23 protein-coding genes are annotated in these 25,054 nt (G+C 65.9%); 10 read left to right on the top strand and 13 right to left on the bottom strand.

The annotated features are described in order from the left end of the window. The 4 genes from JQ507_10275 to JQ507_10260 form a co-directional block, all read right to left on the bottom strand. Nucleotides 1–876 carry a branched-chain amino acid ABC transporter permease gene (locus JQ507_10275; protein ID QRI71826.1) on the bottom strand — a complete coding sequence of 292 codons (876 nt, stop codon included), beginning with the start codon at nt 874–876 and terminating at the stop codon, nt 1–3. Nucleotides 877–970: 94 nt separating this feature from the next. Further along, a complete protein-coding gene (locus JQ507_10270; GenBank protein QRI73278.1) occupies nt 971–2,194 on the bottom strand; it encodes an ABC transporter substrate-binding protein in 1,224 nt (407 codons plus the stop codon). A gap of 469 nt (nt 2,195–2,663) precedes the next feature. Then, on the bottom strand, nt 2,664–4,256 hold the full coding sequence (locus JQ507_10265) for an MFS transporter (protein QRI71825.1): 1,593 nt from the start codon (nt 4,254–4,256) through the stop codon (nt 2,664–2,666). 192 nt (nt 4,257–4,448) lie between these two features. Then, nucleotides 4,449–4,970, bottom strand: a complete 522-nt coding sequence (locus JQ507_10260) for a YcgN family cysteine cluster protein (protein QRI71824.1) — start codon at nt 4,968–4,970, stop codon at nt 4,449–4,451. A gap of 277 nt (nt 4,971–5,247) precedes the next feature. Here JQ507_10260 and JQ507_10255 point away from each other — a divergent pair, with 277 nt between their 5' ends. From JQ507_10255 to JQ507_10245, 3 genes are read left to right on the top strand one after another with little or no spacing between them, the layout of a single operon-like run. After that, nucleotides 5,248–7,533 (top strand): PBP1A family penicillin-binding protein, encoded by a 2,286-nt coding sequence (locus tag JQ507_10255; GenBank protein ID QRI71823.1) that lies wholly within the window; start codon nt 5,248–5,250, stop codon nt 7,531–7,533. Nucleotide 7,534: 1 nt separating this feature from the next. Beyond that, nucleotides 7,535–8,113 (top strand): DUF1214 domain-containing protein, encoded by a 579-nt coding sequence (locus JQ507_10250; GenBank protein ID QRI71822.1) that lies wholly within the window; start codon nt 7,535–7,537, stop codon nt 8,111–8,113. After that, the gene (locus tag JQ507_10245; GenBank protein ID QRI71821.1) at nt 8,110–8,730 is read left to right on the top strand and encodes a DUF1254 domain-containing protein; all 621 of its coding nucleotides are present in this window, start codon (nt 8,110–8,112) and stop codon (nt 8,728–8,730) included. Before JQ507_10250 ends, JQ507_10245 begins: the two co-directional genes overlap by 4 nt. On the opposite strand, the gene JQ507_10240 is transcribed toward JQ507_10245, so the two are convergent. After that, a complete protein-coding gene (locus tag JQ507_10240) occupies nt 8,727–9,569 on the bottom strand; it encodes an MBL fold metallo-hydrolase (GenBank protein QRI71820.1) in 843 nt (280 codons plus the stop codon). The genes JQ507_10245 and JQ507_10240 overlap by 4 nt on opposite strands. Before the next feature lie 89 nt (nt 9,570–9,658). Here JQ507_10240 and JQ507_10235 point away from each other — a divergent pair, with 89 nt between their 5' ends. Continuing rightward, nucleotides 9,659–10,519 carry a LysR family transcriptional regulator gene (locus JQ507_10235; protein QRI71819.1) on the top strand — a complete coding sequence of 287 codons (861 nt, stop codon included), beginning with the start codon at nt 9,659–9,661 and terminating at the stop codon, nt 10,517–10,519. Here JQ507_10235 and JQ507_10230 read toward each other — a convergent pair. Both JQ507_10230 and JQ507_10225 read right to left on the bottom strand, forming a co-directional pair. Next, complete coding sequence (locus JQ507_10230; GenBank protein ID QRI71818.1) at nt 10,516–11,283, bottom strand: hypothetical protein; 768 nt, start codon at nt 11,281–11,283, stop codon at nt 10,516–10,518. The genes JQ507_10235 and JQ507_10230 overlap by 4 nt on opposite strands. 16 nt (nt 11,284–11,299) lie before the next feature. Continuing rightward, nucleotides 11,300–11,509 (bottom strand): hypothetical protein, encoded by a 210-nt coding sequence (locus JQ507_10225; GenBank protein QRI71817.1) that lies wholly within the window; start codon nt 11,507–11,509, stop codon nt 11,300–11,302. A gap of 256 nt (nt 11,510–11,765) precedes the next feature. On the opposite strand from JQ507_10225, the gene JQ507_10220 reads away from it, so the two are divergent. Further along, a complete protein-coding gene (locus JQ507_10220; GenBank protein ID QRI71816.1) occupies nt 11,766–12,737 on the top strand; it encodes a DUF2336 domain-containing protein in 972 nt (323 codons plus the stop codon). An 80-nt stretch (nt 12,738–12,817) separates the two neighbouring features. Here JQ507_10220 and JQ507_10215 read toward each other — a convergent pair whose 3' ends face one another. Further along, nucleotides 12,818–13,162 (bottom strand): DUF1491 family protein, encoded by a 345-nt coding sequence (locus tag JQ507_10215; GenBank protein ID QRI71815.1) that lies wholly within the window; start codon nt 13,160–13,162, stop codon nt 12,818–12,820. A 225-nt stretch (nt 13,163–13,387) separates the two neighbouring features. Between JQ507_10215 and JQ507_10210 the strand changes: the two genes are divergently transcribed. After that, nucleotides 13,388–15,031 (top strand): ankyrin repeat domain-containing protein, encoded by a 1,644-nt coding sequence (locus JQ507_10210; protein QRI71814.1) that lies wholly within the window; start codon nt 13,388–13,390, stop codon nt 15,029–15,031. A 58-nt stretch (nt 15,032–15,089) separates the two neighbouring features. Here the strand turns inward: JQ507_10210 and JQ507_10205 are convergent, their stop codons facing one another. Together JQ507_10205 and JQ507_10200 are read right to left on the bottom strand one after the other, a co-directional pair. Beyond that, a complete protein-coding gene (locus JQ507_10205) occupies nt 15,090–15,848 on the bottom strand; it encodes a peptidoglycan-binding protein (GenBank protein QRI73277.1) in 759 nt (252 codons plus the stop codon). Nucleotides 15,849–15,855: 7 nt separating this feature from the next. Next, a complete protein-coding gene (locus JQ507_10200) occupies nt 15,856–17,664 on the bottom strand; it encodes a PAS domain S-box protein (protein ID QRI71813.1) in 1,809 nt (602 codons plus the stop codon). A 431-nt stretch (nt 17,665–18,095) separates the two neighbouring features. On the opposite strand from JQ507_10200, the gene JQ507_10195 reads away from it, so the two are divergent. Together JQ507_10195 and JQ507_10190 are read left to right on the top strand one after the other, a co-directional pair. Beyond that, entirely contained in the window at nt 18,096–18,476 is a 381-nt protein-coding gene (locus JQ507_10195) for a DUF5330 domain-containing protein (protein ID QRI71812.1), read from the top strand. Nucleotides 18,477–18,619: 143 nt separating this feature from the next. Next, nucleotides 18,620–19,051 (top strand): SufE family protein, encoded by a 432-nt coding sequence (locus tag JQ507_10190; protein ID QRI71811.1) that lies wholly within the window; start codon nt 18,620–18,622, stop codon nt 19,049–19,051. A gap of 51 nt (nt 19,052–19,102) precedes the next feature. Here the strand turns inward: JQ507_10190 and JQ507_10185 are convergent, their stop codons facing one another. Next, nucleotides 19,103–19,516: a MucR family transcriptional regulator gene (locus tag JQ507_10185; GenBank protein ID QRI71810.1), complete on the bottom strand. Its 414-nt coding sequence runs from the start codon at nt 19,514–19,516 to the stop codon at nt 19,103–19,105. A gap of 187 nt (nt 19,517–19,703) precedes the next feature. Continuing rightward, nucleotides 19,704–20,591 carry a DUF308 domain-containing protein gene (locus JQ507_10180; GenBank protein ID QRI71809.1) on the bottom strand — a complete coding sequence of 296 codons (888 nt, stop codon included), beginning with the start codon at nt 20,589–20,591 and terminating at the stop codon, nt 19,704–19,706. Between the two features lie 337 nt (nt 20,592–20,928). On the opposite strand from JQ507_10180, the gene JQ507_10175 reads away from it, so the two are divergent. Beyond that, nucleotides 20,929–22,578, top strand: a complete 1,650-nt coding sequence (locus JQ507_10175; protein QRI71808.1) for a glycosyltransferase family 39 protein — start codon at nt 20,929–20,931, stop codon at nt 22,576–22,578. A gap of 166 nt (nt 22,579–22,744) precedes the next feature. Further along, entirely contained in the window at nt 22,745–23,524 is a 780-nt protein-coding gene (locus JQ507_10170; protein QRI71807.1) for a class II aldolase/adducin family protein, read from the top strand. Nucleotides 23,525–23,628: 104 nt separating this feature from the next. Here the strand turns inward: JQ507_10170 and JQ507_10165 are convergent, their stop codons facing one another. Continuing rightward, nucleotides 23,629–25,029 (bottom strand): M20/M25/M40 family metallo-hydrolase, encoded by a 1,401-nt coding sequence (locus JQ507_10165; GenBank protein QRI71806.1) that lies wholly within the window; start codon nt 25,027–25,029, stop codon nt 23,629–23,631. Nucleotides 25,030–25,054 lie beyond the last annotated feature (25 nt).

Genomic DNA, 25,054 nt, shown 5'->3' with positions numbered 1-25,054 from the left:
TCAGCGCCTCCCCAAGAGGCCCTGGGGCCGGATGTACATCACGAACACCAAGAGCAGCAGCGCCGGAATGGTGCGGTAGGCCGGCGAGATCATGTAGGCCGTGATGGTCTCGAGATAACCGACCACGAAGGCCGCGATCAGCGAGCCGGAGACGCTGCCGAGGCCGCCGAGCACCACGATCGAGAACGCGCTCGCGGTCAGCGGCCCGACGCTGTAGGAGCTGACGCCCAAGAACATGCCGAGCAGCACACCGGCGATGCCGGCGAGGATGCCGTAGATGCCCCACACCACAATGTAGATCTGGGTGAGCTCGAGCCCGAGCAGCGTGACGCCGCGCGGGTTCATCGAGGCCGCCAACACCGCCTTGCCGGTCCGGGTGCGGTTCACCAGCAGCCAGAGCAGGCCGATCGCGAGGCAGCACACCAGCGCGGTGAAGATGTTGTTGCGCGGCGTGCGGTTGCCGAAGATGTCGACGACGCCCTCGACGATCGGCAGCACCGTCTTGGCGTTGTTGGTGAAGAAATAGGCGATCAGCTCCTGGATCATGATGCCCCACAGCAGGGTGCCGGTGAGGACGAAGATCTCCTTCTCCTCGTTGGGGATCCGGGTCGAATTCTGGATCGGCTTCACGACCGCGAAATAGGTCGCGAAAGAGACTATCAGCGCGACGCCGACCCCGAACAGCGCACCTGAGTAGATGTCGAGGTGCAACACGCTGGCCGCGGCCCAGGCCGCGACCGCTGCGGCCACCATGATGGCACCGTGGGAGAGGTTGAGGACGCCGGAAACACCGAAGATCAGGGTGAAGCCGGTCGCGCCGAGTGCATAGAGCGCACTGATGGCAAAACCATCGATCAGGATTTGTAAGGCAAGCATCTCATATCGGCCGCGGCAGCAGGGCTGCCTGTTGTGGAGGATGCGGAACTGAATAGCGATGCTCCCGGGACCGGCCCGGGAGCATGATCATCAGTCAGTTCGTGGTGAGCTTGATGAAGCTCGGGAACTTGAGATCGCTCTTGGCGACCTCCTTCGGCCAGACCGCGACCTGCTTGCCGCCCTGCCACTGCAGCATCAGTCCGGTGATCAGGCCCTTGCCGTACTTGATGGAATGGGTGAACGGATCGTCCTTGCCGTAGAACTGGACGCGTCCGATGGTGCCTTCCCAATCGGTCTTCTCGAGCGCATCGACCACCTTGTCGGCCTCGACCGAACCGGCGCGCTTCACCGCATCGGCGATGTAGTAGACCTCGTCATAGGCGGTGTAGCCTGCATACGACGGATAGTTGCCGTAGCGCTTCTTGAAGTCTTCCGCGAACGGGACCGACTTCGGCGTCACCGCGACGTTCGGGCCCGACACGCCCTGATACAGCACGCCTTCCGCCGCATCATTGGTGTCCTTGCCGAAGGTCTCGTTGGTCGCCTGCGAGGAAATGCCGAACATCGGGATCGGCACCTGCTGGTTCTTCCATTGCACGGTCGGCTGCACGCCGACATGCGAGATGCCAGTGATGATCACGTCGGGCTTGGCGGCTTCGACCTTGTTGAAGATCGGCGTGAAGTCGGTGGTGTCGGGCGAGAAGCGGATATGGTCGACGACCTTGAGCCCGATCTTCGGCAGGCACTCCTCGTAGCCGACGTCGAGCGGCTTGGTCCAGGCCGCGTCCTCGCTCATGATGACCGCGGTCTTCATGTGCTTCTGATCGACCAAAAGCTCCTTGGCGGCGTCGCAGACCGACAGCGCCAGCGCCGCCGAGGTCAGGTAGCCGTGGAAGGTGTACTTGTTCTTCTCGTAGTCGGCGTGGACGCTCTTGCTGATCTCGTTCGAGGCGGCGCCGGGCGTGACGAACGGCGTCTTCAGCCGCGAGGCCCAGGGCTCGAGCGCCAGCACCACCTCGCTGATGTAGCTCGAGATGACGACATTGACCTTGTCCTCGTTGACCGCGCGCTGGAATGCGCGCACCGAATCCGCCGAGGACGAGTGATTGTCGTAAGAAACGATTTCGATCTTGCGGCCGTCGATGCCGCCCTTGGCATTGATCTCGTCGGCGGCGAGCTGCGCCGCCTGCGGGATCGATGCGCCGGCGATTGCCTGCGCTTCGGCAATCACGCCGATCTTGAGGGTGTCAGCCGCCAGCGCTCCGCTGGGACTGGCTGCCAAAAGACCCAACACGGCCGCTCCGGCAAGTTGCTGCATCGCATGAACAGGCAGTCGCGATGTTCTCTTCACCCTGTTTCTCTCCTCTTTTTGTTCGGCTGCTTCGAGCTCTTGGGGCGGGACTATAGCTGCGACAAAATGCGCAGCAAGTGAAACTGCGCGCAGATCGCCATGCGCGGACGGCAACTAAAGTAGTGGGTCGGCGCCGGCGGGCTGAATAAATATGAGGCAGAGCGGGAATAAATGAGAGTCGTGGGCGACGATCTCTCCTCGCGTCGCTGCCCGGCTCGACCGGGCGATGACACCGAACAAGCTGCATGACCGGGCAACATACGCGCCGTCGTCCTGGCGAAAGCCAGGACCCATTACCCAAAATCTCAATTGCTGCGCGACGCTGGGGCCGCGATCCCGCTCATCACCGAAGGGCGGTGGTTATGGGTCCTGGCTTTCGCCAGGACGACGAACGACGAGTCCCGCCTGCAACTTGCGCTGCGACGTAAGCCCGCCCCTACTCCGCCATCTCCACCGGCTGCGCGGCGGGGCCGGCGAGCGGGCGCTCTTCCATCGTGATCATGCAGATCGAGGCGGTGGTCAGCAGCACGGCGGCGGCGCCGAACACGTAGCGGAACGCATGGATCATGTCGGCCATCGGGATTGCGCTGACCGTGCTCGCCGCCGCGGCCTGATGCTCGCCGGCGAGCGAGATGTCGGTGCCGAGCGTCATCAGCAGGATCGTGGTGAAGGCGGCAACCGTGAAGGACGCCATCATCGCCCGGAAGAAATTCATCGCGCCGGTCACGGTGCCGACCTGCGGCCGCGCCACCGCGTTCTGCAGCGACACCACGCTGATCGGGAATGTGGTGCCGAGCCCGAGCGCGAACACGCTCATCACAAGCAGCAATCCCCAGAGCGGCAGCGTCGTCATCGCCATGCCGACGGCGCAGATTGCCGCAACCGAGGTGCCGACGATTGCGACCCGCTTGTAGTGCTTGGCCTTCGCCATGGTCCGGCCGGCGATTGCCGCGCCGAAGGTCGAGATCGCCGCGAGCGGAATCAGCGCCAGGCCGGCCTCGCTGGCGGTGAGGTGGTAGACCACCTCGTAATAGAGCGGCAGATGCACGGTGAGCCCGACCATGGCGCCGAGCGCGCAGCCGCCCGCGCCCATCGCGAACGGCACCACCGAGCCGCCGAGCAGCGACAGCGGCAGGAACGGCTCGTCGGCGCGGCGCGCATGCCAGACGAAGCCGCCGGCGAGCGCGATCGAGGTGCCGATCATCGCGGTGATGGTCGGCGACAGCCACGAGAGACGCGTGCCGCCCCAGGTCAGCACCAGCATCAGCACCACGGCCGAGGCCATCAGCAGCACGCCGCCGAGCCAGTCGACCTTGCGCTTGCGGTGGAACACCGGGATCTTGCCCATCTTCGGCAGCAGCAGCGCGAGCGCGGCGGCTGCAAGCGGCAGGTTGATCCAGAAGATCATCGACCAGTGCAGATGCTCGGCGAACACGCCGCCGACCACCGGGCCGAGAATGCCGCCGGCCATCCAGACGCTGGAGAAATAGGCCTGATAGCGTCCACGCTCGCGCGGGGTGACGACGTCGGAGATCACGGTCTGGACCACCGGCATGATGCCGCCGCCGCCGAGCCCCTGCAGGCCGCGGGCAATGATCAGCATCGTCATGCTGGGCGCGATCGCGCACAGCACCGAGCCGACTACGAACAGGCTGAGCGAGGTGATGATCATGACGCGGCGGCCATAGATGTCGCTCAGCGTGCCGAACACCGGCGCCACCGCGGTCGAGGCCAGCAGATAGGCCGTGATCACCCAGGAAAGATTGGTGACATCGTGAAACTGGCGTCCGATCGTCGGCAGCGCGGTCGCGACGATGGTCTGGTCGAGCGCGGCCAGGAACATCGTCAGCATCAGGCTGATCACGATGGTGCGGACTTCATCCGGATTGAGCGGTGCCGGCGGCGCCAGCGGCGGCGCGTCGCTGAGTTCGATCACCTCGCTCGGGAGGTGAGACAGCTCTTCGGCAATATCGTCAGGCAATGTGGATTGGTCGGCAGGACACGGGCTCTGCCGTTCATACTTGTTCATTTGGGGCGTAATGCTGCTGCGCGGGCGCGTCCCGCGATGGAATCATTCTCTGTTTCGCAATTTATGCAGCAATTGCCTGCTGAGGCAGCCACCCCAGCGCATGGGTGCATCCCGCAGCGATGTTCTCGCGATGACGTGATCGCGGCAGCGCCGGCACCAGTTCCGGCGACGGCATCGCCACGTCCTGAAAATCTACTTGGAGGCCTTCGGGCGCTTCTTCAATTGGGCTCGTTTCGGCAGCAAGGCCGGCCAACGTACGATGTGATCCTCGAGATCGGCGTCGTTGACATCGATCTCGGTACCCTCGACCCGGCCGCGCACCGAGACCCCGGCTTCGTGAACGGTGTTGGGATCGCCCGAGATGAGGGGATGCCACCAATAGAGGTCCCGCCCCTCGGCCACGAGGCGGTAGCCGCAGCTCGGCGGCAGCCAGTTCAGGGTGCGGACATTTTCGGGGGTGAGACGGACGCAATCCGGAACCTGCTCGGAGCGGTTCGGATAGTCCTTGCAGGCGCACAGACCGGCATCTAGCAGCTTGCAGGAGATATGGGTGAAGTAGATCTTGCCGGTGTCCTCGTCCTCGAGCTTCTCCAGGCAGCACCGCGCGCAGCCGTCACACAGGCTTTCCCATTCGGCGTTGGACATCTCCTCCAACGTCTTGGTTTTCCAGAAGAATCCCTCCTGGTCCGACGGGCGCTTGGGCGGTGCGGTCATGATGTCCCTGGAAATGGCGGTGCAACCCTTCTTGGGACGCCGGCGCCGGCTCCGCAAGGGGGTGCGATTGCGGGGTCGCAAAAGCCGGTGGGCAGCGTTAGGCCTTTCATTAAATTCACCAGCCGCGCCATTGGTTTATGGCAGCCGCTCGGATAGAACGTGGAACGAGTCCCCAACGACGCAAAAGCGCCTTGGGATTGCCGCAACATCGAAGCAAGACGCTGGCCTGTGCCCATTTCGGGCGCCCGCAGCGCTGTCGAACTGATCAAGGGACCCGGTGCCGTCGCATTGGAAACAGAAGGTCCGGAATTTCTTCCTGGACCTCGATGCGCGTATCGACTCGACGCTGTTCTCGTCGGGCAAGGGCCTGCGCGAGCTCTACGAGCGCTATTCCACCTTCATGGACCGCTTCTATGTCGGCCGCTGGAAGCGCTGGGTGTTCATCGAGCCGCTGTCGGAAGCCGCAACGCTCGGGCTCGGCGGCATGATCCTGATGCTGACGCTCGCGATTCCGGCCTTCCGCGAGACCGCTGACGAGGACTGGCTGAAGAAGTCCGACCTCGCGGTGACCTTCCTCGACCGTTACGGCAACCCGATCGGCAGCCGCGGCATCAAGCATAATGACTCGATCCCGCTGGAAGATTTTCCGGACAATCTGATCAAGGCGACGCTCGCGACCGAAGACCGCCGCTTCTACGACCATTTCGGCATCGACGTGCCCGGCCTCGCCCGCGCGCTCGTCACCAACGCGCAGGCCGGCGGCGTCCGCCAGGGCGGTTCGTCGATCACCCAGCAGCTCGCCAAGAACCTGTTCCTGAACAACGAGCGCACCATCGAGCGCAAGGTGAAGGAAGCCTTCCTCGCGATCTGGCTGGAGACGCGCCTCACCAAGAACGAGATCCTGAAGCTCTATCTCGACCGCGCCTATATGGGCGGCGGCACCTTCGGCGTCGACGGCGCGGCGCATTTCTACTTCAACAAGTCGGTGCGCGACGTGAACCTCGCGGAGGCCGCGATGCTCGCCGGCCTGTTCAAGGCGCCGACCAAATACGCCCCGCACATCAACCTGCCCGCCGCGCGCGCCCGCGCCAACGTCGTGCTCGACAACCTCGTCGATGCCGGCTTCATGACCGAGGGCCAGGTGTTCGGTGCCCGCCGCAATCCGGCGGTCGCGGTCGACCGGCGCGACGAGAACTCGCCGAACTACTATCTCGACTACGCCTTCGACGAGATGCGCAAGCTGGTCGACACCTTCCCGAAATCCTACACCGAGCGCGTCTTCGTGGTCCGCACCGCGATCGACATCAACGTGCAGAAGGCGGCCGAGGAAGCGATCGAGAACCAGCTCCGCCAGTTCGGCCGCGACTATCACGCGACGCAGGCCGCGACCGTGGTGTCCGATCTCGACGGCGGCATCCGTGCCATGGTCGGCGGCCGCGATTACGGCGCGAGCCAGTTCAACCGCGCCACCGACGCCTACCGGCAGCCGGGCTCGTCGTTCAAGCCGTATGTCTACACCACCGCGCTGCTGAACGGCTTCACGCCGAACTCGAAGGTCGTGGACGGCCCGGTCTGCATCGGCAATTGGTGCCCGCAGAACTATGGCCACTCCTATTCGGGCCAGGTCACGCTGACCCAGGCCATCACGCGTTCGATCAACGTGGTGCCGGTCAAGCTCTCGATCATGCTCGGCGGCAAGGAAGGCCCGAAGGCCGGCCGCGCCAAGATCGTCGAGGTGGCGCGCCGCTTCGGCCTCAAGGCACCGCTGCCGGATACGCCGTCGCTGCCGATCGGCTCCGACGAAGTCACCGTGCTGGAGCACGCGGTGGCCTATGCGACCTTCCCGAACCGCGGCAAGGCGGTGACGCCGCATTCGGTGCTCGAGGTGCGCACCGGCGCCGGCGATCTCGTCTGGCGCTGGGACCGCGACGGGCCGAAGCCGCGGCAGGCGATCCCGCCGAATATCGCCGCCGACATGGCCGGCATGATGAGCCACGTGGTCAGTGAAGGCACCGCGCGCCGCGCCGCGCTCGACGGCATTCCGACCGCGGGCAAGACCGGCACCACCAATGCCTATCGCGACGCCTGGTTCGTCGGCTACACCGGCAACTTCACCTGCGCGGTGTGGTACGGCAATGACGACTATTCGCCGACCAACCGCATGACCGGCGGCTCGCTGCCGGCGCAGACCTGGCACGACATCATGGTCGCCGCGCATCAGGGCGTGGAGGTACGCGAGCTCAACGGCGTCGGCATGGGCCAGAAGCTGCCGCCGCAGCCGGCGCAGGCCAATGCCCAGGCCAACGCGGCGCCGCGCGTGCTGGAAACCAAGCCGGGTCCGCCGCCGGTGCTGACCAAGCGCGGCGCGGATATCCTGGTACGGGTCGAGAAGCTGCTCGATGACGCTGCCAGAACTGCTGAGAAGACCACCGGCAAGACCACGCTGAACGAGCCCGCGAAGATCGGCAAGCCGGAGTCCTCGAGCGCGCTGGCGTTCCCCGAAAACTACGTTGCCGCGGCCGGCCCGGACGGCGCGACGCCCCCCGTGCCACGCAAGAACTGACGTGCGGCTCCTCCTCACCACCCTGCTGGCGCTCGTCATCGCCACCGCCGTCGGCCTCGGGCTGACCTACGCGACTGCGACGCGCGGCACCGATCTCGGCACGCTGAAGATCGGCGCCTGGACCGCGCGGCCGAAAAGCGGCACCTCCGACGTCGACCCCTATTCGCGCGCCACCATCGCGCGCAGCGGCGAGCTGCCGATCGGCACCGGCGACGGCATCGCATTCTCGGCGACCTCGGACGACAAGAACAAGCCGCTCGACGGCCGCTGCGACGTCGTCGTCAGCGGCGTGACGCCGGCGGCGCGGTTCTGGACGCTGACGCTGTTCGACCGCAAGGGCCACCTCGTCGCGAACTCGCTGCAACGCTACGGCTTCACCAGCCAGGAGATCATGCGCGCCTCCGACGGCACGTTCGAGATCCATATCGCCTCGCGCTCGCGCGCCGGCAACTGGCTGCCGACCGGCGGCATCGAACGCTACGCGCTGATGCTGCGGCTCTACGACACGCCGGTCGGGGTCGCGACCCGCACCCAGCGCGACGCGCCGATGCCCGCGATCACGACGACGGGCTGCCCATGATCCGCGTGCTGCTCACGATCCTCGCAGGCGTGCTGCTCGGCGGCGTGGTGCATCTCGTCAGCGTGCTGGCGCTGCCGCGGATCGCCTCGCAGGACGCTTATTCGCGGCTGACGCCGATGACCAAGCTCAACGAGGTGACCCAGCTGCCGCTGGCCGACCCCAGCCACTCGCCGATGCCGCTGATGGATCCGGCCTTCGCAGTCGCGATCTGCCGCTACGATCTCTCGACCGGGCCGCTCAAGCTCACCGTGCCGGTCAGCCAGGCCTATACGTCGGTGTCGTTCTACACCCGCAACGAGGTCGCCTATTACGCGATCAACGACCGCTCCGCCGGCAAGAAGGTGATCGAGCTCGACCTGATGACGGAAGCGCAGCACAACGAGCTGCCGGAGGACGAGGAAGTCACCGCCGCCGACCGGCTGATCATCGACTCGCCGACCTCGACCGGCCTGATCCTCTTGAAGGCGCTGGCGCCGGAGCCCGGCCTGATGCCCCAGGCGCAGGCCTCGCTCGCGGCCTCATCGTGCAAGGTGCAGGCCGAGCCGGCTGCGGCCAAGCAGGAGGCCCCGCCGCCGCTGCCTACACCGGCACCACCGCCTGCAGCCCGTAAGCGCTAACGCGCAGCCGGCGTGTGCCGGCCGCAGCGGCAGCTCTCGTAGTCGACGGGATCGTGGCTGTTGACGATCGTGACATCAGAGCCATGCGCCGCCTTCAGCTGGCGCAGCCGCTCCTGGTTCCGGATACGCGTCGCGCGATCCATGTCGGCCCGGCGCTGGAACAGGCCGAGCACGAGCGGGATCCGGGGCCTGGCGTCGAGCTGCGCATGGTGGAAATAGGCATCGCCAGCGTGCAGCAGCCATCTGTCCTTGTCGCGCACTGCGATGCCGCAATGGCCAAGCGTGTGGCCCGGCAGCGGGATCATCAGGATATCAGGCTCGTGATCGCCGAGCGCCCGCACCCCCTCGAAGCCGAACCAGTCCTCGCCGCCTTCGCCGTAGATCGCCCAGTCCGGCCCGTGCTTCCACTGCGTGGTGATGTAGCGTCCCGCGGGCGGTGTGACCTGATGGGTCACCGCCATGTCGTACTCCTTGCGATGGACGTGCACCTTGGCCTTCGGAAAGTCCGGCACGCCACCGGCATGGTCGCGATCGAGATGGGTCAGCAGCACGTGACGCACCTCGTCGGGCGAGAAGCCGAGCGCCTTGACCTGCCGCACGGCGGTCTCGGTTGGATCGAGCCGCGGCGTGGTCTGCCGCACCCATTTGCGGCCGAGCCGCGGCGGGTCTGCGATGTCGCCAAGCCCGATACCGGTGTCGACCAGCACGAGGCCGTCATTGCTCTCGACCAGCAGGCAGTGGCAGACCATTCGCGCCCGCCGGAAGAGGCTGCCGCTGCCGTTCACGAGCCGTTGTCCGATCGGGCACATCGTGCCGGTGTTGAGATGATGAATCCGCATGACAAATCCTCCGCTGACCTGCGCAGACTTGCCACTCGCGTTTCCATAGGTAAAATATTGTCTCTCTATCGATACGATAGGATCAGACTATGGATATCCGCGAACTTCGCTATTTCGCCGCGGTCTACCGCGAGCGCAATCTCACCGCTGCGGCGAAGCGCTGTTTCATCTCGCAGCCGTCGATCTCCGCGGCGATCACCAATCTCGAGGCCGAACTCGGCACCACGCTGTTCATCCGGCACAAGAAGGGCATGGCCCCGACGGAATCCGCCGCGCAGTTCCACGGCATCGCCCGCAAGATCATCGACGAGGCGGACGCGGCGCGACACCTGTTTCGCAAACCGCGGACGAAACAGACGCTGACGCTCGGTCTGTTGCGGACGCTCGATCAGGCGCGGACCATCGCCCTGTTGAAGCCGCTGACCGGCAACGCCGATCTCGCGCTTCGGCTGGTCGGCGCCAGCCAGAAGTCCGACGCGCGGATCGTCGCGAGAACCATGATCGTGCCCGGCGAGCACTTCATCCCGCTCTGGAGCGAGCGCTATGTCGCGGCACTGCCGCCGTCGCATCCCCTCACCCTCAAGGAGACGCTGCGGACCAGCGACTTCGCCGGCGTTCCGATGATCGATCGTTGCCATTGCGAACAGCAGGAGCTTTTCAAGCGCACCGCGCCGCCGCGCAAGCCGGTGGCGATCGCAGAATTTGAGGAGTGGGCGATGGCACTGGTCGCGGCCGGGGTCGGCGTCGCGATCGTCCCCGAAGGCGTGGCGCGCGGCAATCCTGATGTCGCGGTGCGCGCGATCGATGTCGACGTCACGCGCCAGGTCGGCCTCGCCTACCCCTCGGCCCATCCGCCATCCGATGCGCTGAAGGAATTCATTGCGAGCCTGCCGCGGCAGGCGAACAGCCGCCGCGTCAGGTCCGCAATCAAGAAGGTGAAGCGCGCCTAGCCCTTGGTCACCACGGCCTGGCCCGTGACCGGCCCGGAGACCAGCGGCGCGTTGGCGGTGAGCCGGGCGAGTTCGTTGATCTGGCGTTCGGCATCGGCGGCCATGCCGTCGGGCGCCTGGATCACCAAACGCTCCAGCGCCCAGCGATAGGACGAGATCCGCCGTTCCAGGGCCTGCTGGACCCACTGCACAATCAGCGTGTTCTCTTCCATCCGCGCCACCGCATCGGCCCGCTCGCGCGGCGACACGTCGGCGATCATGTTGAGGCTGGCACTGCGCTTGCGGTCGAGCTCGATCACCTGGATCGCGGTGGCGAAGAACGGCTCGAACCGCGTGATGTCGTCGCGCACCTGGTCGATCAGCAGCGAATAGCGCGAGGCGAACGAGCGGTGCGGCTCGTCGATCAAATTGCGACCATAGGCGGTGCGATCGAACACCGCCTTCTGCCGCCAGGGCGAGGGCAGCGGCTGGTAGTCGCCGAACACGCTCTTCCACGCCGGGCGCGACAGCGGCGGCTCGACGAACTGATAGGCGAGATCGCGCAACTGGCGTTCGTGTTCGGTGAGCTGGAATTGCGAGGCGTTCTTGCCGATGCTGCCGGTCGCCTCTGCGCCCATCCAGCGATGCATGTCGTCGTTGCGGAAATCGGCGCGGGTGCGGCCGAAATCGCCGCCGCTGCAGCCCGCGAGCGCCGAGCCCGCGATCAGCAGGATCAGCGCCGGGAATGACCGCCAAGCGGCGGTCCGCTGCACAGGCGCGGGCATTGCACGCTATCCGCGATCAGGAGCGACGGCGGCGACGGCGCCCCTGCGCAGTGCCCTGCTCCGGTCCGCGACCACCGCCGGTCTCCTCCGTCGTTCGTTCGATCCGCACGACGGGAAGGATCAGCACGGTCCCCAAGCCTTCGGTCCTCATGCCTTCGCCGGCAGCACCGGCCGTGCTCGGCCGCCGTGCAGCCGCATCCGCCGGAAACTCAACGATGGTACCCATGTTCCGTTCTCTCTGGCCCGCACGGACATGATTTGCCCCGCGCACGCCGAGTTAAGAACGGGCATGGTTAATGACATCTTAAGCTGCCGATACGGACGGTTACGGATATGGCGCTGTGCCTTAATGGACACGCGCAAATTCGAGCGTTCGCCTTCACGGCTTGTTTTCCTTAACTGCGTCTTAAAACTGCCTGCGTAGGCTCGCGGCCACAGGGTTTTTCAAACCGAATCTTACTGGCTAGTCGCGTACGCCCGAGATGAGCGCAGCTCCGCTATTTCCTGGTTTTGATGGGCTGATGAGGCTCTCCCGTCGTGAGGGCGTCGACATCCGCCCCACTTTGCTGCGCGTCCTGACCGACCTCTATGTGCAGGCGAGCGCGCACTCCGCCGATGAAGAGCGCCAGTTCGTCGAGCTGACGTCGCGCCTGATCGACGAGGTCGACGACGCGACCCGCGCCGCCGTCCGCGCGCGGCTAGCGATCTATCCGGCAACGCCCGCCCCGATCATGGACAAACTCGGGCTCCGGCGCGCCGGTCCGGATCAGCCGATGCCGGCGGCCGCGCCGATTGCCGCGCCGGCATCCTCCACGCCGCCGGCGAAGACCCCGACCGAGGCCGAACAGCGGATGGCCGCGAGCCTTGCGATGCGGCCGAACGATGCCGCCGAAATCTCCGACATGTTCTTTGCCGCCAGCGCCAGCGAGCGCGCGCAGATCCTGCACAATCTGCAGGAGACGCCGCTGAAGGCCGCGGCACGGATTCCGCCAGCCCGCGCCGCGCGCGCGATCCACATCCTGGAGATGGCGGCGTTCGCCGAGGACCTCGACAACTTCACGCTCGAACTCGGCGAAGCGCTGATCCTGCCGTCACGGATCGCCGCCGACGTGGTCAACGATCCCGGCGGTGAGCCGCTCGCCTGCGCGATGCGGGCGCTCGACGTGTCGAGCGCCGCGTTCCAGCGCATCCTGATGTTCCTCAATCCGGAAGCCGGTTCGTCGGTCAACTATGTCTATCGGCTGTCACGGCTCTACGATCGCCTCAGCGAGCGCTCGGCGCTGGTGATGCTGGCGGCATGGCGCGGCTCGACCATGGCGGTGGCCCGCGCCAAGTATCGCTCGGCGCTCTATGACGACGAGCGCCATCGCGTGCGCGCCGCATCGACGCAGACGCGATCGTCGGTGCAGCCCGGCAGCGCAGCCGCGATCCGCAACCAGAAATCCGGAAGCTAAGGCGCGATCATCGCGCCTTAGCTTTTCATCTTGGGCATGATCTATCCGGAAAACCGCTTCACACTTTTCCGGATCATGTCCTAGCCCTTCGCCAGATCGAGGAAGTGCCGCCCCGCGCGGTCCTCGGTCTCGACGATCCAGGCATCGGGATCGAAGCGCAGCTCCTTGGTCAATCGCTCCTCGACTGACGGCTCGGATACCGGCTGCGGCGCCGTCGGCACGAATAGCCGTTCCGCCGGACGGCTGTCGTCATAGACCGTCTGCGGCGCCGGTGCATACAGCATCGCGTTGCCGTCCATCAGCGCCACCTTGACGAACACGGCGCCGGCCTCTTCCGCACCCTTCTTGCGGACCGCACCGAACACGCCTTCGGTCTGGCAGCGGCGCAGATAGGCCGCAACCCAAATACTGGTTTTCAATCGCATGCGCCGACCTATAGGCCAGCGGCGCGGCCACGTCCAATTGTCACGCATGTCGTCGCGCAGCGGCGGGTTGACCGATACAGGCCTCGCTCATATCCTTCCATCTGCGGTGCAAGCCGCGCCCGGGTCCACGGGAAGGGTCGAACCCACTTGCACCGAATACGCGGCCAACCAAGCCTTTGTGCAGCCGGTTTTGTGGACCATCGGCGATGATGCACGGAGGTTGCCATGAACCGATCGCCCGCGCGATTGAATCTCGAACATCTGAAGAAGCAAGCCAAGGAGCTGATCCGCCTGTACCGGCGGCAGGCACCGGAGGCTTACGCCCGTTTCCGGCAGGCGCTGCCGGCTGCGGCCGGGCGCAGCGACGTGCAGATCGCCGCACTCGATCTGCGGCTCCACGACGCGCAGTCCTGCGTCGCGCGAGATCTCGGCTTCGCCTCATGGCCGGACCTGCGGCGCTATGTCGAAGCACAATTGCCGCCAGGCAAGAGCAAGGCCGATCGTGTGCGGCGATGGCTGCAACTGGTCTACGCCGCAGATGTCGCCGGCACCAGCGACCGCGCCAATCCGCGCGTCGCAATGCGCATGCTCCGCGAGGATCCCGGCCTTTTCGGCGATGATCCCTATCTCGCCTGCGCCATCGGCGACGAGAGCACGATCCAGCGCATCGCGACCAGCGATCCCGCATGGGTCAACCGACCCGGCGGTCCCCTGAAACTGCCGCCGCTGGTCGCGGTCACGCATTCCAGCCTGCTGCAGATTCCGGAATTTCAGGCGCGGCTGCATCGCTGCGCGCGCCTGCTGCTGGCGGCCGGCGCAGACCCAGACCAGCACATCAGCAGCCGCTGGCCGCCCGGATCGCTCGACGCACCCGATGACAGCAATCCGCTGTCGGCCCTGTACGGCGCCGCCGGGCAGAATCACGACCTCGGGTTGACCAGGCTGTTGCTCGAGGCCGGCGCCAATCCGAACGACAATGAATCGCTGTACCACTCGCTCGAAGGTTCCGTGACGACGGGCGTGCTGCTCGAACATGGCGCGCGGATCGCCGGCACCAACGCGATGTACAAGGTGCTCGACGACGAGAACGTGGCGGCTCTCGAATTGCTGCTGCGGCACGGCGGCAACCCGAACGAGCCCGCCCGCAACGCGCCACTGACCGATTGCGGTTCACCCTTGATGTGGGCGATCCGGCGACGGCGGTCGCGAAAATGCATTACGACCCTGCTCGACGCCGGCGCTGACCCGCGCATCACGACACCGGACGGATTGAGCGCCTATCGATACGCGCTGCAGTTCGGCCTGACCGAAGTTGCCGAACTGCTGCGCGAGCGCATCGGCGAGGAGACGCTCGCCGACGACGAGCGGTTCGTCGCGGCGTGCAGCAGCGGCAATGCGACCGAGGCGCGACAGATCCAGGCCGGCCGGCCCGATCTCCCGGCTTCGCTTTCACCCCAGCAGCTGCGGTTGCTGCCCGAACTCGCCGCGGCAGGCGGCGACGATGCGGTGCGGCTGATGGTCGAGCTCGGCTGGCCCATCGCGGTGCGCGGCGGCGACTGGGATGCGTCGGCGCTCAATCATGCGGTGTTCCGCGGCAATGCCGGGCTGACACGCTTCCTGCTCGAGCACGGCGCAGAGTGGACCGAGCAGCACGGCTTCGGCGACAACGTCTCCGGCAGCCTAGCGTGGGCTTCCTGCAATGAGCCGATCAGTGGCGGCGATTGGGAGGGCTGCGCACGGGCCCTGCTCGATCACGGCATGCCGCGCGCCACTCCGGATCGCGACGATCCGGAATGGGTGCTGCTGGCCGGCCGCAGGAAGCTGTTCTCCGACGATGTCAGGGACGTTCTGCTCGGCGAAGCCGCCTGACGGCGCGTCAATGTGTCAGATGCGAAATGGCCGGGCTCAAGCCCGGCCAGAACAAGCACTAGTCGATCGAGTGCCCGATCATCGCGCCCAGTTCGCGCACCAGACGATCGGACATCTGGCCAGTCACGGGCAGCTTGCGGGCCCGCTCGAACTTGGCGATCGCGTGCTGGGTGTCGGCGCCGATCGTGCCGGTCGGCTTGAGCTGGCCGTAGCCATATTCGGTCAGCGTGCGCTGGACCGAGGCGATGCGTTTGCCGGCCGGGCTCAGATGCTGCGTCGGGATCGGCGCCGGCGGGCGCATGACGCTGGACGGAGCGGCGGCCGGGGCCGGTGCGGCCGCCGGCGGCGCGGCGGTCGACTTCAGCACCAGGTTGGCCATCGGATCGGCCTGCTTGGCCTCAACCGGAACCGGCTTCGGCTCCGGCTTGGCTTCAACGGACCTGGTCTCGGCCGGCTTGGTCTCCACCGGCTTCACGTCGACCGGCCTGGACGGCTCCACGCCGGCCGGCTCGACCGATCGGGCGGCAGCCTCGGCTGGACGCGGGCGCGGCATCGGGCTCGTGACCGCGGCAACCGGAGCCGGCGGCGGCGGCAACGTCACCACCGAACCGCCGAACATCGGCGACGGATGACGGCCGGCCTGCAGGAACAGCGCATTGATCAGAATCGCAACAATGGCAGACGTTGCCAGCACGCCCGCGACGAGGTCCTTCGGACTGTGCAGCAGCAGTCGCAGCACTAGGCCGCGCTCCTCCTCAGCCGCGATGGCCACTGCCTTGGCGCCGCGGCGACGCCGCGGCGTTTCGTCATCGTCCAAAGTCTGTCTAGGCACTCTTCTTCACCTGATGGGTTTGCTCTTGCAGTCCGGATCGCAGCGCGGGCTTCAGGGTCGACACATTGCTGGACGGCTCGACAGCCGGCGGTGTGAACGCCAGCGGCAGCGCGACCGACACGATGGTGCCCTCGCCCACCTTGCTCTCCACGTTCATGTCGCCGTGATGCAGGCCGACCAGCCCCTTGACGATGGACAGACCGAGGCCGGTGCCTTCGTGGCGGCGCTGATAGGTCTTGCCGGCCTGGAAGAACGGATCGCCGAGCCGCTTGAGATCGTCGGCGGCGATGCCGACGCCGGTGTCCGAGACCCGCAGCAATAGCCGCGATCCCTCGATGCCGGCCGACACGGTCACCTTGCCGCCGCGCTCGGTGAACTTGATGGCGTTGGAAACCAGATTGAGCACGATCTGCTTGAACGCGCGCGGATCGCCGTTCACGATCGGCAGGTCGTCGGGCACGCGGGTGACGAGGTCGACGCCGCTCTCGCGCGCCTTCAGCGCCACCAAATTGCAGCAGTTGAGCAAAGCCGGCCGCGGCGCGAACGGTTCCGGCGAAATCTCGAAATTGCCGGATTCCATCTTCGACATGTCGAGGATGCCGTTGACCACCGACAGCAGATGCTGGCCGGAGTCGTTGATCAGCTGGGCGTATTCCTTGCGGCGCGCCGCGTCGAGCCCGAGCACGTCCTCCTGCGCGATCATCTCCGAGAAGCCGATGATGGCGTTGAGCGGGGTGCGCAGCTCGTGGCTCATGGTGGCGAGGAAGCGCGTCTTCGACGCATCGGCCTGCTCGGCCACATTGCGCGCCTGTTCGAGCGCCTGCTCCTGCACCTTGCGATCGGTCACGTCGCGCATCACGGCGACGACTTCGGCATCGGCCGAGGGCTGATCGAGCGCGCGGCAGCGCATCTCGACCCAGATGAATTCGGCGGCGGCCTCGCCCCGCGCGCCGTCGCGGCGCACCCGGAACTCGACGCTGCGCGCCTCGCCCCGCGCGGCGTCCGACAGCGCGGTGAGATAGGCCGGCCGATCGGCGACGTGGACGCGGTCGAACAGGCCGTGGCCCGACAGCCGCGAGGCTGGCACGCCGAGCATGATCTCGGCGGCAGGCGAAATGAAGCGCACCGCGCCGTTGCGGCTGTGCCGCGACAGCACGTCGCTCATGTTATGCGCGAGCAGGCGGTAGCGCTCTTCCTCGACATACAGCAGCGCCACGCTGGTGCGCGCCAGCGACTCCGCGCCGAAGGCGAGCCCGGCAGCATAGAAGATCGCCGATACGACGCCGAAACCGACCAGCGTGCTGTTCGAGGCGACCGCCGGATCGACGGCCGGCAGCACATGATAATGTGCGAGCACGCTCAGCAACGCCGCGCAGATCATCGCCAGCGCGAACGCAAACGCCACCACGCGCCGCGAGGCCGACAGCGCGGCCTCGATCGGAATCACGATGAGCCACACCGCGGCGAACGATGCGATGCCGCCGGTGGTCGCGGCGATCATCATCACGAGACCGCCCAGCGCCAGCGACGACAGCACGTGCGCGCCCTCGTAGCGGCCGGTGCGCGACAGGAACCAGGACAGCAGGATAGGCGCGATCAGCCAGGCGAACGCCGCGACCTCGATCGCCGACGGCGCACCGCGCATCGCCAGAAAGGCAGGGAACGACGCCAGCGCCGCTAGGCTGCCGAGCAGCCGCGGCGCCATGAAGGCACGATGGCGCGCACGCGTCAGCGCATCATACTGCGCCGACGGATGCAGCAGCGCATCCAGGCAATCGCGGATCAGACTCAAACTACTCACAGCACTCGCGCTTCGGCTCAATCGTCAGTTAGACGCGCCGGAACGCCTCCTTCGTGATTGCAGGTCAACGTGTCAGAGCGAACTTAAGCGAACGCTAAGGCGGGGTGGCCTGCTGCCAAACACCGTGCATTGGGAGGCTTCGAGGTTGCCATTCACCGGTCATTTGTCAGGGATGGTGAACGGCTGGTTTCCGGGTGCGCCCGTCTATGGTTTCGAAATGGTGGACGCGGCGCAGCCGGTGTCCTCGCGCTCACTAGCCGCCATCAATCGAATATTTACGGCGAATCAATTCGGGCGAATTTTCCGCGATTTTTCGGCGGATTTGCTTCAATGCAGATACTTCCGATTTATCGACCGATGCTAACCCTGAGGACAAGAGCGGCATCGACCGCGAAGAAGCAAAAGACAAGATAGACGACCGGGATCGCGCCATGTTCTTCCTGCTGCGTTTGGCATTCTGGCTCGGGCTTGTGCTCGTGCTGCTGCCGAGAGACAAAACACCTGAAGCGGACAAGACGCCGCAGATCAGCGCATCGGACGCGGTGTCGGCCGCGACCGCGACGATCAACGACATGGGTCAGTTCTGCAAGCGTCAGCCGTCCGCCTGCGAAGTCGGCGGCCAGGCCGCGACCGCGATCGGCCAGCGCGCGACCGACGGCGCGCGCAAGCTCTACCAGATCATCACCGACAAGAAGCCGCCCGATCACACCGGCTCGATCGACAGGGACGACATCGATTCGGCCACCATGTCGCGCGACACGCTGACCGCGGACGATCAGACCATCGAGTTCCGCCTGCCGCCGACGCCGTGAATGCAAGCCAGCGCGTTTCCGGGTGACGTGGCATCCGGTTCGCGTCAACAAAACGCGGCCAACAACCCGGAACCGGTTCCATTTTCGTCGCTTTCGCGGCCCGCCTTCCTATATAAGCCGTTAAGGACAGGATGCGGGCCACGATGACGACGATCGACGAAATCAGGGATAATTTTGCGCTGCTGGACGAGTGGGACGACCGTTACCGCTACGTCATCGAGCTCGGCCGCACGCTGGAACCGTTGTCGGAGGCGGAGCATTCGGCCGAGAACAAGGTGCAGGGCTGCGTCAGCCAGGTCTGGCTGTCGAAGCGGATCGAGCGCGATGCCAATGGCGAACCGCGGCTGATCTATCTCGGCGACAGCGACGCCCACATCGTGCGCGGCCTGGTCGCGATCGTGCTGACGCTGTTTTCCGGGCAAACGCCGCAGCATATCCTCGCCACCGACGCGCTCGCGCTGTTCGACGAATTCGGCTTCCGCGACCATCTGACGCCGCAGCGCTCCAACGGGCTGCGCTCGATGGTCGATCGCATCCGCAACGATGCACGCGAGGCGCTGGCGTCAGCCGCGTAGAGCTTCTTGCTTGGCGCGCCGTCCTCACGTGAACCGGAAACGCCTTAGACGCTACTTCCGCTTCCGCGCCTGCTGGCCGAGGCCCATCTTCTTGGCGAGCTGAGAGCGCGCCACCGCGTAGTTCGGCGCCACCATCGGATAGTCGGCCGGCAGCCCCCATTTGTCGCGATACTGCTCCGGGGTCATGTTGTACTGGGTGCGCAGATGGCGCTTGAGCGACTTGAAGCGCTTGCCGTCCTCGAGACACACCAGATATTCCGGCGTGATCGACTTCTTCATCGACACCGCGGGCTTGGCCGGCTCGCTCGGCGTATCGCTGCGCCCGCTCGACACGCGCAGCAGGGCGGCGTGGACCTGGCCGATCAGGTTCGGAATGTCCGAGGCCGGCGTCGGATTGTTGCTGAGATAGGCCGAAACGATGTTGGCGGTCAGTTCGACCGGCGTTTTGCCTGACGTATCGGACATGGCTCTACCTTCCCCGTGCTCTCGACGGCGCGGCGCGGCACGGCACGCCGTTGCGCAGTATCCGTGCGCGACAATACATCAACAGAATCGCGTACTACTTCGCGAATATGAACGGATTACAAGAAATCTGACAAGAACTGCCGTGTTCTAGACTTCGCGCCGGCCGTTCGCAAGTATTGCCGTAGATTTACGGCCTTTGCTCCAGATGCGAGCGAAGCTCGTCGATCGAGGCAAACCGCATCATGCCCTCCGGCATCTGCGCTTCGATGGATCCGTCCGAATAGAGCGAATAGGCCATGCCGTCGACGACGCCCGATTTGAGTACCGTCACCGGGGGCTGTTCCTGCGGCGGCGGCGGATGACCGGACGACGGCGCCACGGCCGCCGACTGCGCCTCGCCGAAGGTCGATGGCGCCCGTGGGCCACGCCGCGGGGCGACATCGACCGGCCTCGGCCGATCCGCCTTCGGCCACGCATCGTCGAACGTTGCCGGTGCGGGATCGGCCGCCGTGGCAGGACCTGGACGCAGCTCCGGCGACAGCAGATCCGGCGTCAGCGGCTCGGCAGCCCGTGCCTCGGTCCGTTCACGCTCCTTCCGCGAGGAAGAGAACAACAGATTGCGCCGCTTCGGCGGCGCGCCGCCGTCCGCGGCCGCTGCACCCGGCACGGGCGGTGCGACCTCAGCTGGCGCGCCGCGTGCAGGGATTTCATCGTGCCAGGGCGGCGGCGCCGCGGCCGTCGGCGTAGCTGACGGGACCGGCGGGGGTGCAGCGACCTTCGCTTGCCGCGGCGGAGGGAACACCGTATCGTCGGGGGCATTACGCGGGGAAGTTGCAGGCGACGGGACGTCGACCCCGGCAGCCGCGGCACCGGATTCGAGCCGCGCGGCGATGACCTGGAGTTCCCCAACCACCGCGGCAAGCGCCAGCACGATCGCACCCGTGCACACGCCGGTCACGCCTGTCGTGATCAATGTGCCGCCGACGCTGAATTCCTTGTAGGGGATTCCCAAGCCGACCGCCGCCAAGCCCGCCACAACCAGGCCCGCGCCGACGACCAACAGACCAACCTTCATCGAACTAACCCCCGGGAGACCCGACCGAAAATCGGTGTGGGCCACCAACGCCACGATACCGTCATATTGCCCACACCGCCAACCGCCAATTGTAGACGGAGTTCCCTAAAATCCCGCTTAACCGACGGACAGGTGTCCGCCTCGCGGGCCTCACCAACTGCGCCGGCGCCCGCTTCCGTAGATTTACTGGCTACGAATTGCTGCCAATTTATTGCAACGCATCTGGGAAATTACGCCACAATTCCCAATTACTCGGAAACTGAACTGCGCTATGGATGCCGGGGAATGAGGCCCTAAAGCGCCAAACTGGGCCACAGGCACGCCGGTATCACTAGCTATGTCATCGATTACGACGTCCGCCATCGAGGCGCCTGCGCGGCGCTCCGTGGAGAAGACCTGCGACGATCTCGCATTCCTCGTCCTCGGCGTGGTCGCCGTGGTCGCAGGGCTCACTTTCCGCGATTATGGGCTGGGCTGGGACGATTACACCCACGCTGAATATGCCGACCTCCTGCTGCGGATGTACGGGTCCGGGTTCAAGGACACCGGCGCGCTGTCGTTCGCCAATCTCTATATGTACGGCGGCGGCTTCGATATGGCTGCCGCCCTGCTGCACAAGGTCGTTCCGCTCGAATTGTTCGAGACCCGCCGCCTGCTCGGCGCGGTTGTCGGCGTTATCGGGCTCGCCGTAACCTGGCGCCTGGCACGCCGTGTCGGCGGCCCGCTGGCGGGGCTGGCGGCGCTGCTGCTGCTGGCGCTGTGCCCGACCTTCTACGGCCACATGTTCATGAACCCGAAGGATGCACCGTTCGCCGTGGCGATGGTGGTGCTGATCCTCGGCCTCGTGCGCCTGATCGAGGAATATCCGGCCCCCTCGCCGCGCACGATCCTGATCGTGGGCCTGGGTGCCGGCTTGGCGATCGGCTGCCGCGTGCTTGGCGGCCTCGCTTTGATCTACGCCGTGATCGGCTTCATCCCGCTCTGGATCGAGGAAGTCCGCAAGCAGGGTGCGCGCGAGGCGACCCACCGCTTTGCCCACGTCGTCTATGTGCTGCTGCCAGGGCTCGCTCTCGGCTATCTCGTGATGGGCCTGATCTGGCCGTGGTCGATCATGGAGCCCGGGCATCCGCTGGAAGCGGTGACCTATTTCTCGCACTTCTTCGAAAAGCCGTGGAAGGAGATGTTCGACGGCGCGCTGGTGTCGGTGCCGGACATGCCGTGGTCCTATCTGCCCACGCTGTTCGCGCTGCAGCTTCCCGAAGTGCTGCTGGCGCTGCTCACCGCGGCCGTGGTCGCCACCTTCATGTCGCTGTCGCGCAACGATGTGACCGCGAAGCGCAAGACGATCATGCTGATGCTGACGCTGGCGGCGACCCTGCCGCTGGTGATCGCGATGGTGAAGCGGCCGGCGCTCTACAACGGAATCCGCCACTTCATCTTCGTGATCCCGCCGATGGCGGTGCTCGCCGGCGTCGCATTCGCCCGCGGCATGGACTGGCTCGGCGAGAACCGCCGCGCCTGGCAGCCGGCGGCGCTCGCGGTGTTCGCGTTCGGCCTGCTGCTGCCGCTCAGCGAGATGATCCGTTTGCATCCGTACCAGTACACCCACTTCAACCACATCGCCGGCACGGTGCGGACCGCCGACAATCTCTTCATGCTGGACTATTGGGGCCTGGCGCTGAAGCAGGCCTCCGACGGCTTGCGCGAGCAGCTGGCGGAGCGGCAGGAAGTGCCGCCGCAGCATCGCAAGTGGAAGGTCGCGGTCTGCGGACCGCAGCGTCCCGCGCAGGTCGCGCTCGGCCCCGACTTCACGATCGGCTGGGACAGCAATGCGGCCGACTTCGCGATGACGCTCGGCGAGTTCTACTGCAAGGGCCTTGCCGCACCCGTGATGGTGGAGATCAAGCGCGACGACGTCGTGTTCGCCCGCGTCTACGACATCCGCGGCCGCAGCATTTCGAGCCTGCTGGCGATCCCGGCGCCGTAGCGCGACACGATCTCAGAAGATCCATCGCGCGGTTGCCCACCGACGATCGCCGTTCGGATCGTGGGCCGCATGCCGACATGACTGTCACGCTGGTATGCTGCCTTGCTGCGCTAGGGCGACGGCGCTAGGCTTGAACCAAGCAACAACGATCAATGGAGCAATCGCCATGTCGCCAGCGGAAGCGCGTCTCAAGGAAGTGCCATCGAACATGAGTGCGGCGGAATGGGAGCAGCGGATCAATCTCGCCGCCTGCTACCGGCTGGTGGCGCTCTATGGCTGGGACGATCTGGTCGATACCCATATCTCGGCCCGCGTGCCCGGCCCCGAGCATCACTTCCTGATCAACCCTTACGGGCTGATGTTCGACGAGATCACCGCCTCGAGCCTCGTCAAGGTCGACCTCGACGGCAACCAGCTCTCGCAGAGCGACTACAGCATCAACCCGGCCGGCTTCACCATCCATTCGGCGATCCATGAGGTGCGCGAGGACGCCGGCTGCGTGCTTCATCTGCACACGATCGACGGCACCGCGGTGTCGAGCGGCCCCGAGGGGCTGCTGCCGCTGAACCAGACCGCGCAGCTCGTCACCCACGATCTCGCCTATCACGACTATGAAGGCATCGCGCTCGACCATGACGAGCGCCCGCGCCTGCAGCGCGATCTCGGCACCAAGAACCACATGCTGCTGCGCAATCACGGCACGCTGACGGTCGGCCGCTCCGTCGCCTCCGCCTTCGAGCGGATGTACCATCTGGAGCGCGCCTGCTCGATGCAGGTCGCGACCCGCACGCTCGGACCGATCGCCTATCCGGTCGACCAGCTCGCGATCGACAAGAACACCGAGCTGCTCTCCAATCCGGACCGTGCCGAGCTGCGCTCGACCCAGCTGGTCTGGCCGCCGCTGCTGCGCAAGCTCGACCGGGTCAATCCCGGCTACCGTGATTGAAATTTCACAATCCTGGGGTAAGCTGCCCGTCAACACCCTCTGCACTACCTGAATCAAAACGCCGCCCAATTCCGGGCGGCGTTTTTACGTTCGGGGCATCCCGCCTATTTGGCGTCGGCGAAGGCCGCCAGGATCCGCGCCCACGAGCGGATCCCCTTGTGGTAGCTCTTGAGATCGTACTTCTCGTTCGGCGAATGGATGTTGTCGTCGTCGAGGCCGAAGCCGATCAGCACGCTGTCGAGGCCGAGCGTGCGCTTGAAGTCGGCGACGATCGGGATCGACGCGCCGGAGCCGATCAGCAGCGCCTCCTTGCCCCACTCATCGGTCAGCGCGCGGCGGGCGGCCGCCAGCGGCTTCATGTTCCAGTCGAGCGCGATCGCCGGCGCACCGGAATGATCGATGAACTCGGCCTTGCAGTCGGCGGGCAGGCGCGCCGTCACGTAATCCCGGAACGCCTTGCGGATCTTCTCGGGATCCTGTCCCTCGACGAGGCGGAACGAGACCTTCGCCGACGCCTCGGCCGCGATCACCGTCTTCGAGCCCTCGCCGGTATAGCCGCCGACGATGCCGTTGATGTCGCAGGTCGGCCGCGAGGAGACCTGCTCGATCAGGAGCCGATCCTTTTCGCCTGCGGGCACCGAGAGGCCGATCGGCTTGAGGAAACTTTCCGGCGTCAGATTGAGCTGCTTCCACTGCGCCAGGATATCCGGCGGCAGATCCTTCACGCCGTCATAGAAGCCGGGGATGGTGATGTGGCCGTTGTCGTCATGCAGGCCGCCGAGGATCCGCGTCAGCACGCGGATCGGGTTCTGCGCGCCGCCGCCGAACACGCCGGAATGCAGGTCGCGATTGGCGGCCTTGATCTTGACCTCGTCATAGACCAGGCCGCGCAGCGAGGTGGTGATCGCCGGCGTGTTGGGGTCCCACATGCCGGTGTCGCAGACCAGCGCGAAGTCGGCCTTGAGCTCGGCCTTGTTCGCCTCGAGGAACGGCACGAAATTCTTCGAACCGATTTCCTCCTCGCCCTCGATGACGATGGTGATGTCGACCGGCAGCGATCCCGTGACATTCTTCCAGGCGCGGCAGGCCTCGACGAAGGTCATCAGCTGACCCTTGTCGTCCTCGGCTCCGCGCGCGACGATGATCTTGCGCCCGTCGGCATGGTCGGTCACCACGGGCTCGAACGGCGGACGGTGCCAGAGATTCAAGGGATCGACCGGCTGCACGTCATAGTGGCCGTAGAACAGCACGTGCGGACGCCCGTCGGTCGAGCCGTTCAGCTTGCCGACCACGGCCGGATGGCCGGCGGTCGGCCGCACCTCGGTCTTGAAGCCGAGGGTTGCGATATCCTTGGCGAGATGATCGGCAGCCGCCCTGCAGTCTTTGGCGAAGGCCGGGTCGGCCGAGATCGATTTGATCCGCAGCAGCGTGAACAGCCGCTCGAGACTGTTGTCGAAATCGGCATCGATGCGGTCGAGGACGGGCTGCAGCTTGGCGTTGGACATCGCGGATATCCTTTTTGTTTGGACG

This window comes from Bradyrhizobium sp. PSBB068 (assembly GCA_016839165.1).
In the GTDB taxonomy this organism is placed as follows: Bacteria; Pseudomonadota; Alphaproteobacteria; order Rhizobiales; family Xanthobacteraceae; genus Bradyrhizobium.
The sequence above is the reverse complement of the archived record's forward strand: the minus strand, read 5'-3'. Positions and strand labels throughout refer to the sequence as shown.

Excerpts from the sequence above, each read along its gene's own strand:
- JQ507_10175 (QRI71808.1), top strand. The coding sequence starts at position 20,929 with ATGTCATCGATTACGACGTCCGCCATCGAGGCGCCTGCGCGGCGCTCC.
- JQ507_10180 (QRI71809.1), bottom strand. The coding sequence starts at position 20,591 with ATGAAGGTTGGTCTGTTGGTCGTCGGCGCGGGCCTGGTTGTGGCGGGC.
- JQ507_10195 (QRI71812.1), top strand. The coding sequence starts at position 18,096 with ATGTTCTTCCTGCTGCGTTTGGCATTCTGGCTCGGGCTTGTGCTCGTG.
- JQ507_10165 (QRI71806.1), bottom strand. The coding sequence starts at position 25,029 with ATGTCCAACGCCAAGCTGCAGCCCGTCCTCGACCGCATCGATGCCGAT.
- JQ507_10260 (QRI71824.1), bottom strand. The coding sequence starts at position 4,970 with ATGACCGCACCGCCCAAGCGCCCGTCGGACCAGGAGGGATTCTTCTGG.
- JQ507_10210 (QRI71814.1), top strand. The coding sequence starts at position 13,388 with ATGAACCGATCGCCCGCGCGATTGAATCTCGAACATCTGAAGAAGCAA.
- JQ507_10245 (QRI71821.1), top strand. The coding sequence starts at position 8,110 with ATGATCCGCGTGCTGCTCACGATCCTCGCAGGCGTGCTGCTCGGCGGC.
- JQ507_10170 (QRI71807.1), top strand. The coding sequence starts at position 22,745 with ATGTCGCCAGCGGAAGCGCGTCTCAAGGAAGTGCCATCGAACATGAGT.
- JQ507_10220 (QRI71816.1), top strand. The coding sequence starts at position 11,766 with ATGAGCGCAGCTCCGCTATTTCCTGGTTTTGATGGGCTGATGAGGCTC.
- JQ507_10240 (QRI71820.1), bottom strand. The coding sequence starts at position 9,569 with ATGCGGATTCATCATCTCAACACCGGCACGATGTGCCCGATCGGACAA.
- JQ507_10275 (QRI71826.1), bottom strand. The coding sequence starts at position 876 with ATGCTTGCCTTACAAATCCTGATCGATGGTTTTGCCATCAGTGCGCTC.
- JQ507_10225 (QRI71817.1), bottom strand. The coding sequence starts at position 11,509 with ATGGGTACCATCGTTGAGTTTCCGGCGGATGCGGCTGCACGGCGGCCG.
- JQ507_10185 (QRI71810.1), bottom strand. The coding sequence starts at position 19,516 with ATGTCCGATACGTCAGGCAAAACGCCGGTCGAACTGACCGCCAACATC.
- JQ507_10235 (QRI71819.1), top strand. The coding sequence starts at position 9,659 with ATGGATATCCGCGAACTTCGCTATTTCGCCGCGGTCTACCGCGAGCGC.
- JQ507_10265 (QRI71825.1), bottom strand. The coding sequence starts at position 4,256 with ATGAACAAGTATGAACGGCAGAGCCCGTGTCCTGCCGACCAATCCACA.
- JQ507_10215 (QRI71815.1), bottom strand. The coding sequence starts at position 13,162 with ATGCGATTGAAAACCAGTATTTGGGTTGCGGCCTATCTGCGCCGCTGC.
- JQ507_10190 (QRI71811.1), top strand. The coding sequence starts at position 18,620 with ATGACGACGATCGACGAAATCAGGGATAATTTTGCGCTGCTGGACGAG.
- JQ507_10270 (QRI73278.1), bottom strand. The coding sequence starts at position 2,194 with ATGCAGCAACTTGCCGGAGCGGCCGTGTTGGGTCTTTTGGCAGCCAGT.
- JQ507_10230 (QRI71818.1), bottom strand. The coding sequence starts at position 11,283 with ATGCCCGCGCCTGTGCAGCGGACCGCCGCTTGGCGGTCATTCCCGGCG.